Genomic DNA, 11,462 nt, shown 5'->3' with positions numbered 1-11,462 from the left:
CAGGGAACGGGTAGAGTCGACCAGGCGGCGGTCATCGGCCTGGTCGCCGACGTTCAGCGGCAAGGCACCGAAGACACTGCCGGCGGAAACCCGCTGCAGGCCGTTGACGCGAATGTCGGCGATCCTGAACGGTGAGGCCTGGGCCAGTGTGGCTTGCAGCAACAGGATGGAGAGCATCAGGCGCGGGTAGTTCATCGGGGGTTCCAGACAAGCGGATTCGGAGGGGGCAAGCGCGGGCAACCCGCATGCAGCGGGCGATGAGGATAAGGGCGGGCTGTGTACGGCGCGGTTAGCCGAGGGTAAAGATGTGTAAAGTCCGACCGGGCGGCGGTGACAGTGCCCGCGCGCGGGGTGATCATTAACGCCCCTGCAATTGCGATATCTGGCCCTGATGATCCCTGTGCTGCTGGTCGACGACGACCGCGAACTGACTGAAATGCTCTCTTTGTACCTGGCCCGCGAAGGCTTCCAGGCCACGGCCGTGGGCAGCGGCGAAGAGGGCGAGACCCAGGCGCTGTCCGGCCATTACCAGGTGGTGGTGCTGGATGTGATGTTGCCGGGTATCTCGGGCATCGAAGTGCTGCGCCGCGTGCGTGCGCGCAGCCAGGTGCCGGTGCTGCTATTGACCGCCCGCGGCGACAACATCGACCGCATCGCCGGCCTTGAGCTGGGGGCTGATGACTATGTGCCCAAGCCCAGCTCCCCCGGCGAACTGGTGGCACGCCTGCGGGCGATACTGCGCCGCGTGCAGCCACACCTGATGGGTGAAGCCAGTGCACCCGAGGCGCCGGACCAGGTGCGCAGTGGCGCATTGAAAATGTGGCCGGGCCGGCGCGAGGCGCACTGGGGCACAGCCACGCTGGAGCTGACCGGCTCAGAGTTCAGCCTGCTTGAGGCGCTGGCTCGCCAGGCTGGCCAGCTGGTCAGCAAGCAGGACCTGTCACTCAATGCCTTGGGCCGGCCGCTGACCCGTTACGACCGGCGCATCGACGTACACGTCAGCAGCATCCGGCAAAAACTCGGCCCGCGTGCCGACGGTAGCAGCTGGATCCAGAGCGTGCGCGGCATGGGCTACATGCTGATCGTCGAATGATGCGCCGGCGCCTGTTCTGGAAGCTTTTTCTGGCGTTCTGGCTGGCCAACACCCTGACCTTCCTGGTGGGGGCGGGTGCCTTCATGCTCAATGACATGCGCGGCGACACCCCCGGGCTGCGTTCGCTGCTGGCCACCGAGCTGCAAATGCTCGAACGGCATGGCGAGCGGGCCGGCCAGCAATTACTGGACGTGTCGCCACAGCCGCCGGATGTGCAGGTGGGCCTTTACGACGATCAAGGCCGCTTGTTGGCGGGCAGCACGGTGCACACGGCCCGTTTCGAGCAGGCACTGATCGACCGCGACGGCCGCCCGCTGGTGCTGCGTGCTTCGGTGGCCACCCGTGTGGGTATGGCACCACGCCCACCCAACCTGGGCCCATTTGTGACAGGCGCCCTGATGAGCGCGGTGTTCGCGCTGTTGTGCAGCCTGTACCTGACTCGCCCGCTGGCCTGGCTGCGTGAGGCCATGGGCCAGGTCGCCCAGGGCCGCTTCGATGTGCGGGTAAGGCCGCGGCTGGGCAAGCGCCGCGACGAGATCGTCGAACTGGCTGAAGACTGCGACCGCATGGCGGGCCAGCTCAAGGCCCTGGTGCAGGCGCAGCAGAACCTGCTGCATGATATTTCCCACGAACTGCGTTCACCGCTGACCCGCATGCATGCCGCCATCGGCCTGATGCGCCAGCAGCCCGACCGGCACGACATGCTGGAGCGGGTCGAGCGCGAGTCGCGGCGCATGGACGACCTCATCGAGCAGTTGTTGACCCTGGCCCGCGCCCAGTCCCGGCAGGGCAACAGCGACTTTGCCAGCGTGGATGTGGTTGAGCTGCTGGCGCAGATCGTCGAAGACGCCCGTTTCGAGGCTGGCATGAAGCAGTGCCAAGTGTCCTTGCAGGCCCAGGGTGCGTTTCTCATCCATGGTCACGAAGAGCTGCTGTACCGGGCGTTCGAGAACATCATCCGCAACGCCGTGCGCTACACAGCAGCCGGCACCGGGGTATTGGTGGAGGCCGCCTTGGCCGCTGGCGGGCAAGGTTTGCAGGTCAACGTCAGCGACCATGGCCCGGGCGTCGACCCGGCGCGCCTGCAGCGCATCTTCGAGCCGTTCGACCGTGGCACTGACAGCAACGGTGACGGCTTTGGCCTGGGCCTGGCGATCGCCCAGCGGGCCATTGCCCTGCACGGCGGCAACATCACTGCAATGGCTGCGGCCAGTGGCGGCTTGCGGGTACGCATCGAGCTGCCGCAGGGCAGCGCTACTTGAAGCCGGCCACTGCGTGCGGAACGTAGGGCGCCTGCAATCGCGCTACCTCGTCCGAGACCAGGGCTGCTGCGCAGCCCATCGCCGGCAAGCCAGCTCCCACAGGTACTGCACATGGCTTGCCGGCGATGGGGCCATTACAGGCAGCTTAATCCGTAAGGGTTGGCACAAACATGCCCGTCTTCACATTGCTCATCGACACCAGCGTCTTGAAGCGCTTGACGTTATTGTTTTCGAAAAACAGCTCGCGGGTCAGCTGGGTGTACTGCTCCATGTGCCGCACCAGCATGATCAGCACGAAGTCGCATTCCCCGGCTACGTAGTAGCATTGCTGCACCTGCGGGCAGGCGAGGAAAGTGCGCTTCATCTCGTCCAGCAGGTCAAGCCGCTCGTTCTCCACTTCTACCTCGGTGATCACGGTCAGCGTGTAACCCAGCTGCTCCGCGTTCACCTGCGCCACGGTGCCGCGGATCACGCCGTCGGCGGCCATCTTCTTCAGCCGCCGATTGACCGCCGCCGAAGACAGGTTTACCTGCGCACCAAGGTCCAGCTGGGAAGTACCGGCATCGCGTTGCACGGCATCGAGCAGGGCCAGGTCGAAGTGATCGAGGGGCATGAAGGGTCTCCGTTAATGAACAGCGCTAAATGCCGCGAAAACGTAATAGAAGTGCATGCAAAGGCCAAAAATCAAGATTTTCTTACGGCGCGAGCGAATAAAATTCTCCCATGAACAAAAACACCGGTGTGTTGCCATGGCTGTACACCCAGGGAGAAACGGTTGATGAATGCGAGTACTCCACTGCAACTGAACGGCCCTTTGCTGCTACAGCAGATCCGTGAACTCGGCCAGGTAGGCGCTGATGCCACGCACGGCGGGCGCACCCGCATCGCACTGACCGATGCCGAAAAAGCCGGGCGCGACCTGCTGGTCGGCTGGATGCGCGAGCTGGACCTCGATGTGCAGGTCGACCGTATCGGCAATATTTTCGGCACCTTGCGAGCACCTGGTGACAGCGGCGACCAGCGCCCGCTGATGATGGGCTCGCACATCGACACCGTCACCAACGCCGGTGCCCTGGATGGCTGCTATGGCGTGCTGGCCGGGTTGGCGGTGATCCGCGCCTACCGCGATGCCGGGCGCTTGCCCGAGCGTTCGATCACAGTCGGCGCTTCTACCAACGAGGAGGGGGTGCGCTACCAGCCCGACATGATGGGTTCACTGGTATACGCTGGCGGCCTGCCGCTGCAGCAGGCACTGGATACCCTCGGCACCGACGGTACGCGGCTGGGCGATGAACTGGCGCGCATCGGTTATGCCGGCACGCTGGAGCCAGGGGCTATCGTGCCGCACGATTACCTTGAACTGCACATCGAGCAGGGGCCGATTCTTGAAGCCGAGCACACCCTGATTGGCGTGGTGGAAAACCTGCAAGGCATTTCCTGGCAGCAGGTGGAGGTGAAGGGCCACGCCAACCATGCTGGTACCACGCCGACCCACCTGCGCCATGACGCCGGCTTTGTCGCCAGCGCCATCGTTGCCGAGCTGCGCGCCATGGCCGTGGACTCCGGCACCACCCTGGCCACGGTCGGCTGCATGCAGTTCGAGCCGAATGTGATTAACGTGATCCCGCGCAAGGCCACCTTCACTGTTGACCTGCGCGACCCGGATGAAGCCTGCCTGGCAAATGCGGAAAAGCGCCTGGGCCAGTATCTGGACCAGCTGGCCGAGCGCGAAGGGGTCACGATTAGTACTGAACGCCTGGTGCGATTCGAGCCAGTGATGTTCGACGCAGGCTTGGCTGATGCCATCGAAGCCTCGGCGCAGCGTTTTGGCTTCAGCCACCGACGCATGACCTCTGGCGCCGGCCACGACGCGCAAATGATTGCCCGCATCGCCCCGGCGGCGATGATCTTCGTGCCCAGCCAGGGCGGCATTAGCCACAACCCGCGCGAGCATACCGATGACCACCAGTTGATCCAGGGCGCGCAGGTGCTACTGGATGTGGTGAGCCGCCGCCTGACCCACGCCTGATCCCCACTGTAAAGCCCCGCCCGCTGCAGCCTGGCTGCGGCGGCACGGGCTTCCTGTTGCCTGTAGAAAGGAGTGCCGCATGTTTGTATCCAACCCCAAGGCTGGCCGCCAGCCATACCCGCAAGCGTTGCAAGAGGTGATGAGCATCGCCAAGGCAGAGCAAAGCCGCCAGTGGCTGGCCGGCTGGTCGCGGTTGAGTGTCGGGGCCACGCCGCTGTATGCCTTGCCCGACCTGGCCGCCGAACTGGGTGTTGCCCAGCTCTCGGTCAAGGACGAATCGGTACGTTCGGAATTGGGCAGTTTCAAGGCCCTGGGTGCGCCGATCGCCTTGGTTCGCCTGATCCTGCGCACTTTCCCCGAGCAGCAGTTTGACCCGCGTGGTTTGCTGGAGGGCCGCCATGCCGACCTGCTGGGCCATTTCACCGTAGTCAGCGCCACCGATGGCAACCATGGCAAGGGCTTGGCGGCGGCGGCGCAAAGCATCGGCTGCCGCTGCGTGATCGTGCTGCATGCCAACGTCAGCATCGAGCGCGAGCAGGCCATCGCCGCCTATGGTGCGAAGATCGTGCGTATTGCCGGCAACTACGACGAGTCGGTCGAGCACGCTGCCGAGCTTGCGGCCAGCAATGGCTGGACCGTGGTCTCGGATACTTCCTATGAAGGCTATGAGGTGATCCCGCGTGACGTGATGCAGGGCTACGGCACCATCGCCGCAGAAATCATCGAAGCCACGGCCGGGCAGCCGCCGTTCACCCATGTGTTCCTGCAGGGCGGGGTAGGCGGCCTGGCAGCCGGCATCGTCAGCTACCTGTGGGAGCACTTTGGTGAACAGCGCCCGCTGTTCGTCATGGTCGAGCCCGAGCAGGCGGACTGCCTGTACCAGAGCGCCTTGCTCGGCAAGCCGGCCAAGGCGACTGGTTCGGTGGATTCGGTAATGGCCGGCCTGGCCTGTGGCGAGACTTCTCCACTGGCCTGGCGCTTCCTTGAGCCGAGCGTTGATTACTTCATGACCATTACCGACGACCAGGCCGTTACTGCCATGCGCCGCCTGGCGGCGGGCAGCGCTCGCGACATTCCGCTGGTGGCCGGTGAGTCCAGCGTCGCCGGCCTGGCCGGCCTGGTGCAGCTGGTCAAGGGTGCTGGCGCAGCCGCTGACCTTGGCCTCGACGGCAATGCCCGGGTGCTCTTCATCAGCACCGAAGGCGCCACCGCCCCGGGCGTATACGCCGAACTGCTAGGCGAATCGGCCGCCTCGGTGATGGCCCGCCAGCGGGCCTGGGCACGCGCCTGATCCACCCTTCAGGGCCGGGAAACCCCCGGCCCTGCGTCAGCTCCCCCACAAGAAAAACAAGCGGAGATTGCATGAACAAACTCAAACGTGACATCAGCCCCTGGTCGCTGATGCTGACCGGCCTTGGCTCCATTATCGGCTCGGGCTGGCTGTTCGGCGCCTGGCATGCCTCGGCCATCGCCGGGCCGGCGGCGATCCTGGCCTGGGTGATCGGTGCGGTGGTGGTACTGGCGATTGCCCTGACCTATGCGGAAATGGGCGCGATGTTCCCTGAATCGGGTGGCATGGTGCGCTATGCGCGTTACTCCCACGGCTCGCTGGTGGGTTTCCTGGCGGCCTGGGCCAACTGGATTTCCATCGTTTCGGTGATTCCCATCGAAGCGATTGCCTCGATCCAGTACATGGCCTCCTGGCAATTCCCGTGGGCCCAGGCGCTGGTGCATCAGGGCGAGTTGACCCACAGTGGGTTGCTGGCCAGTGCCGGCCTGGTGCTGGTGTACTTCGGGCTTAACTACTGGGGCGTAAAGCTGTTCGTCAAGACCAACACGGCGATTACCGTGTTCAAGCTGGTGGTGCCGGCACTGACTGCCGTTGCGCTGATCTCGACCCAGTTTAACAGCGAAAACTTCGGCGACGGCACGCTGGCCAGCTTCGCGCCGTATGGCTGGTCGGCGGTGTTCACGGCGGTGGCCGCCAGTGGCATCGTGTTCAGCTACAACGGCTTCCAGAGCCCGGTCAGCCTTGCCGGCGAGGCACGCAACCCCGGGCGCAGCATTCCGTTTGCCCTGGTCGGTTCGGTGCTGATCGCGCTGGTGGTCTACGTGATGTTGCAGGTGGCCTTCATTGGCGCGCTGAGCCCGGCGAGCATCGCCGAAGGCTGGCACACGCTGAACTTCGATTCACCGCTGGCGCAACTGGCGCTGGCGCTGAACCTGAACTGGCTGGCCATGCTGCTGTACCTGGATGCCTTCGTCAGCCCCTCGGGCACTGGCTCGATCTACACCGCCACCACCGCGCGCATGATTTATGCGATGGAGAAGAACAACACCCTGCCGAAAATCTTCGGCAACTTGCACCCGCTGTATGGCGTGCCGCGCCAGGCAATGTGGCTGAACCTGGCAGTGAGCTTTGTCTTCCTGTTCTTTTTCCGTGGCTGGGGCGTACTGGCCGCGGTGATCTCGGTGGCCGTGGTGATCTCGTTCCTGACCGGGCCGATCAGCCTGATGTCGCTGCGCGTCACCGCACCGGAAATCCATCGCCCGCTGCGCCTGAAGGGCATGGGCATCATCGCGCCGTTTGCCTTCATCTGCGCCTCGCTGGTGCTGTACTGGGCCCGTTGGCCGCTGACCGGTCAGGTGATCATCCTGGTGATCGGTGCCTTGCCCATCTACTTCTACTACCAAGCCAAGGCTGGCTGGGCGGGGTTCGCACGCGAGCTGCGCGCCGCCGCCTGGCTGATCGGCTATCTGCCAGCGATGGCGCTGGTGTCGTGGCTGGGCAGCGAGGCCTTTGGCGGCATCGGTGTGCTGCCGGAGGGCCTGGACATGGCCGTGGTGGCCGCCGTTGCCTTCGCCTTCTACCGCCTGGGGGTAGGCAGCGGCTACCGCACCCCGTACCTGAGCGAAAGCGTCATCTGGCAGGGCCAGGTGCCCGCCGATGAGGCCCAACCTTCCGATCAACGCCCGTCGTTGGCCCAGTAACAGGAGCAACAAGCATGAGCAACGACCCTACATTCGAGCAGCGCCTCAAGCAGTGGCGGCACACGTTTCACCGCCACCCGGAAACCGGTTTCGAAGAGTTCGACACCGCCGAACACGTCGCCAGCATCCTGGCCGGCTTTGGCTTGCAGGTGCACCGCGGCATCGGCGGCACTGGCCTGGTCGCCAGCCTTAGCGTCGGTGACGGCCCAGGGGTGATCGGCCTGCGTGCCGACATGGATGCCCTGAACATCACCGAGCAGGCACAAGGGCGGGCGCACGCCTCGTGCAACCACGGCAAGATGCACGCCTGCGGCCATGACGGGCACATGGCGATGGTGCTGGGCGCTGCCGACCTGTTGTGCCGCGAGCGGGGCTTCAACGGCACCGTGCGCTTCGTGTTCCAGCCAGCCGAAGAACATGGCCGCGGGGCCAAGGCGATGATGGCCGATGGGCTGTTCGAACGCTTCCCGGTCGATGCGCTGTATGGCGCGCACAACATGCCAGGCATGCCGGCCGGCCATATCGCTACGCGGGCCGGAGGGATCATGGCCAGCGAGGACAACTTCGTCATTCACATCCAGGGCAAGGGCACCCATGCCGCTCGGCCACACATGGGCATCGACCCGCTGGTGATCGGTGCCGAGATCGTGCTGGCCTTGCAGACCATCGTTGCGCGCAATGTCGACCCGAGCCTGTCGGCGGTGGTTTCCTGCACCGAGTTCATTACCGATGGCATCCGCAATGCGATACCGACCCACGTCACCATCAAGGGCGATACCCGCAGCTACAGCCCCGACGTGCAACGCTTGTTGGAGCGGCGTATGCGCGAGATCAGCGAGGGCATTTGCCAGTTGCACGGTGCGAGTTGCCGCTTCGAGTACAGCCACGAGTTCGCGCCAACGGTGAACTGGGCGGCGAACACGGACATCGCCGTGACGGCAGCACGTAATGTGGTGGGCGCCCAGGCGGTGAATGCCGAAGTAATGCCGATGATGATTTCTGAAGACTTTGGCGCTTTCCTGCAGCAGGTGCCGGGTAACTTCGTGTTCATCGGTAATGGTGCCGAGGGAGAGGCGGGGGCCACGCCGTTGCATAACGCGGCGTATGATTTCAACGATGCGATCCTGGCGACCGGGGCCCGCTATTTTGCCGAGCTGGTGCGGGTCAGCCTGCCGCGTTGATCTTTGAACCGGGGGCTGCGAAGCAGCCCCCTTGATGCTATCTCAATGCCCGCCCTTCATCCGCCGCGCCACCAGGTAGATCCCTAACCCGACCAACGCCGTCGCCGCACCGATATACCCGGTGCTGGTCCAGCCCATACCCGCGGTAATTGCCATACCCCCCAGCCACGGCCCCAGCGCATTGGCCAGGTTGAACGCCGCATGGTTCGACGCTGCCGCCAGGCTCGGCGCTTCATGGGCAATGTCCATCAAACGGATCTGCAGCGGCGCCGCCAGCGCAATCATGGTGCCGACCAGGCCAATGCCCAACAGCAGGGTCCACAGCGCCTGTGCAGCAAAAGTGAAGAACAACAGCACGGCAATGGACCACACCAGCACCAGCCCTACCGCGCGGAACTGCAAACGGTCGAACAGTTTGCCGCCAGCAATGTTACCGACGATCCCGCCCACACCGAACGCCGCCAGGCCAAACGGAATCCACTGCGGCGACACCTGGGTCACCTGCAGCATGGTTGGCGCCAGGTAGCTGAACACGCAGAACATGCCGGCAAAGCCGATCGAGGCGATAGCCAGCGCCATCCACACCTGTGGAAGCGTGAAAGCCTGCAGTTCCTTGCGCGGGTCGCTGCGCACTTCATCGTGACGCTGCGGCACAAAACGCCAGACCAGGGCGATGGTGCACAGGGCGATCGCGCCGACCAGCACGAACGCCGAGCGCCAACCGAAGAACTGGCCCAGGAAGGTGGCCACCGGGTTACCGAGCAACATGGCCAAGGTAAGGCCCATCATCACCCGGGCAACGGCACCGGCTCGCTGATCCTTGGCCACCATGCTCGATGCCACCACTGCGGCAATGCCGAAATAGGCGCCATGGGGCAGGCCGCTGATGAAGCGGAAGGCGACCAGGCCGCTGAACGAGGGAGCGAAGGCGGTGGCCAGGTTGCCCAGGGCATACAGCAGCATCAACAGCAGCAACATGTGTTTGCGCAGCAGCTTGGCACCGAGAATCGCCAGGGTCGGGGCGCCGACCATTACCCCCAGCGCATAGGCGCTGATGGCGTGGCCCACCTGCGGCTCGCTCAATTGCAGGTTGCTGGCGATGTCGGGCATCAGGCCCATGATGGCGAACTCGCCGGTGCCAATGGCAAAGCTGCCCAAGGCCATGGCGGCTTCCATCTTGGCGACGGTGCTTTTACTGGGGAGAGGGGGTAATTCCTGGACTGACATCTGTATCCCTATTGAGGCATGCCTGAAACATGCTGAAACGTTCAAGTCGGGATCATAGTCAATCTGTGACTGCAACGTCGAGGAAGCTGAGCGGCTTCCTCACGTGTCTGCCGGGTTCAGACGGGTTCTGGGTTGGCGAACGCCTCTGGAGCGGCTTGAAGACGGGATTACAGCTGGTCCACGTAGGCTTGGGCGTGATGGATGTCAGCGAACGACACGGGGTGCCCGTCGATGATTACCCTGCAGCCTGCGTCCTGCTCATTGCGTACTATTTCGATCTTCATGCCGGCTCCTTGAAATTGTTCTGGCGCGGGCGAGGATAGCTTGATTAGCTGCCTAATGAAAATGAAATAACCGCTCTAGCAAGCATCTTTCAGCTTGTCAAAGCCAGCGCAATCTCTGTGGGAGCGGCTTCAGCCGCGAAAGGGCCGGTACAGGCTGGTATCAACGCTCAAGGTAATGGGTTTGCGCGGCAAAGTCGATAAAGCGTTTGCTGGCCAGCGACAGGTATTCTCCCGAGCGCCAGCACAACCTGAAACTCATCTGCTGCGCCGGCCGGAACGGCACACCGACGATGCCCGGTGTGCGCTGCTGCACCGAGCGCAGCAGGGTTGCCACGCCCATGTTGTCCAGCGCCGCCTGCACCACCAGCGAGACGAAGTTGCTCTGTAGCGCCACCTGGTAGGTGATTCCATGTTCGGCGAAGAACGCGTCAAGAAGGTGGCGTTGCACGAAGGTTCTGTCAAATACCACCATATCGGTGTTGCGCAGGTCTTCGGCGGTGAGGAAGGCCTTGCCGGCATACGGATGGTCGGGGTGCATGCACGCCAGCATCTCGTCGCTGCCCAGCAGGATCGATTCCTTGTCCGGCGGCACACGCCGGGACTCCAGCAGCGCCAGGTCGATTTCGCGCTGCTCCAGGCGGTGGCCAATATCTTCGGCACTGCCTTCGAACACGGTCATGGCAATGCCTGGGTACAACTGGCGGAAGGCGTTCATCAACCCGGGCACGTAGTGCAGGCCGAACATGGGTGGGATGCCCAGGCGCACTTCACCGCGCTTCAGGTCGGCCATGTCGCGCAGTTCTTGCCGGGCAACGTCCATTTCGCGCAAGGCCGAGGCAATACGCGGCAGGAACTGCTCGCCCTCGGCGGTAAGGATCACTTTGCGCGTGGTGCGGTTGAACAGGGTCACGCCCAGTTCTTCTTCCAGCCGGGTAACGGCCATGCTCAGCGCCGGCTGGGCAATGTGCAGGTGCTGCGCAGCCTTGGTGAAGCTGCCTTGCCGGACGATTTCGACACAGCAACGCAATGCCTTGAGGTTCATCGAGGGGTATTACCTTTCATGCCAGTTGCATTCATAACGAACTGTGATGCTAAGCATCATAACAATATATTTATTATTATTAACCAGAGGGCCTACGATGCGCGCCACTGAGACATCCTGCAACATCTCAGTCACGCAGCTTAATAAATCTGCAATCCCACAAAGATTTTGAGGTAGTACCCCAAATGGCCAAGGCCGCCGATGTCGTTGTGCAATGCCTGGAAAACGAAGGTGTCGAGTATGTGTTCGGCATTCCTGGTGAGGAAAACCTCGACCTGCTCGAATCCCTGCGCAAGTCGAAGATCAAGCTGGTACTGACCCGCCATGAGCAGTCTGCAGGTTTCATGGCTGCC

At 63.4% G+C, this 11,462-nt stretch carries 10 protein-coding genes and 1 pseudogene; 7 read left to right on the top strand and 4 right to left on the bottom strand.

Features of this window, described 5'->3' with window-relative positions:
• Positions 1 to 195 (bottom strand): annotated as a pseudogene (locus tag ABE456_RS26905) (outer membrane assembly protein); the annotation flags it as partial.
• A gap of 196 nt (positions 196 to 391) precedes the next feature.
• On the opposite strand from ABE456_RS26905, the gene ABE456_RS26900 reads away from it, so the two are divergent.
• The gene (locus ABE456_RS26900; RefSeq protein ID WP_346646630.1) at positions 392 to 1,093 is read left to right on the top strand and encodes a response regulator transcription factor; all 702 of its coding nucleotides are present in this window, start codon (positions 392 to 394) and stop codon (positions 1,091 to 1,093) included.
• On the top strand, positions 1,090 to 2,355 hold the full coding sequence (locus tag ABE456_RS26895; RefSeq protein WP_346646629.1) for an ATP-binding protein: 1,266 nt from the start codon (positions 1,090 to 1,092) through the stop codon (positions 2,353 to 2,355). The genes ABE456_RS26900 and ABE456_RS26895 overlap by 4 nt, the downstream gene beginning before the upstream one ends.
• A 145-nt stretch (positions 2,356 to 2,500) precedes the next feature.
• Here ABE456_RS26895 and ABE456_RS26890 read toward each other — a convergent pair whose 3' ends face one another.
• Positions 2,501 to 2,968, bottom strand: coding sequence for an Lrp/AsnC family transcriptional regulator (locus ABE456_RS26890; RefSeq protein ID WP_346646628.1), 468 nt, complete (start codon positions 2,966 to 2,968; stop codon positions 2,501 to 2,503).
• Positions 2,969 to 3,133: 165 nt separating this feature from the next.
• Here ABE456_RS26890 and ABE456_RS26885 point away from each other — a divergent pair, with 165 nt between their 5' ends.
• The 4 genes from ABE456_RS26885 to ABE456_RS26870 all read left to right on the top strand — a co-directional run bounded on the left by ABE456_RS26885 (position 3,134) and on the right by ABE456_RS26870 (position 8,556).
• A complete protein-coding gene (locus tag ABE456_RS26885; protein WP_346646627.1) occupies positions 3,134 to 4,384 on the top strand; it encodes a Zn-dependent hydrolase in 1,251 nt (416 codons plus the stop codon).
• A gap of 79 nt (positions 4,385 to 4,463) precedes the next feature.
• Positions 4,464 to 5,675: a diaminopropionate ammonia-lyase gene (locus tag ABE456_RS26880; RefSeq protein WP_346646626.1), complete on the top strand. Its 1,212-nt coding sequence runs from the start codon at positions 4,464 to 4,466 to the stop codon at positions 5,673 to 5,675.
• 71 nt (positions 5,676 to 5,746) lie between these two features.
• Positions 5,747 to 7,375, top strand: coding sequence for an APC family permease (locus ABE456_RS26875; protein ID WP_346646625.1), 1,629 nt, complete (start codon positions 5,747 to 5,749; stop codon positions 7,373 to 7,375).
• Positions 7,376 to 7,389: 14 nt separating this feature from the next.
• Positions 7,390 to 8,556: a M20 aminoacylase family protein gene (locus tag ABE456_RS26870; protein WP_346646624.1), complete on the top strand. Its 1,167-nt coding sequence runs from the start codon at positions 7,390 to 7,392 to the stop codon at positions 8,554 to 8,556.
• Positions 8,557 to 8,598: 42 nt separating this feature from the next.
• Here the strand turns inward: ABE456_RS26870 and ABE456_RS26865 are convergent, their stop codons facing one another.
• Both ABE456_RS26865 and ABE456_RS26860 read right to left on the bottom strand, forming a co-directional pair.
• On the bottom strand, positions 8,599 to 9,783 hold the full coding sequence (locus ABE456_RS26865; RefSeq protein ID WP_346646623.1) for an MFS transporter: 1,185 nt from the start codon (positions 9,781 to 9,783) through the stop codon (positions 8,599 to 8,601).
• A gap of 444 nt (positions 9,784 to 10,227) precedes the next feature.
• A complete protein-coding gene (locus ABE456_RS26860) occupies positions 10,228 to 11,109 on the bottom strand; it encodes a LysR family transcriptional regulator (RefSeq protein ID WP_012272224.1) in 882 nt (293 codons plus the stop codon).
• 185 nt (positions 11,110 to 11,294) lie between these two features.
• On the opposite strand from ABE456_RS26860, the gene ABE456_RS26855 reads away from it, so the two are divergent.
• Positions 11,295 to 11,462 (top strand): thiamine pyrophosphate-binding protein (locus tag ABE456_RS26855; RefSeq protein ID WP_254171103.1); only part of this gene is annotated, 168 nt, incomplete at its 3' end.

This window comes from Pseudomonas sp. TWI929 (assembly GCF_039673335.1).
In the GTDB taxonomy this organism is placed as follows: Bacteria; Pseudomonadota; Gammaproteobacteria; order Pseudomonadales; family Pseudomonadaceae; genus Aquipseudomonas.
Note: the sequence above shows the minus strand (reverse complement) of the source record. Positions and strands in the feature narration are given on the sequence as shown.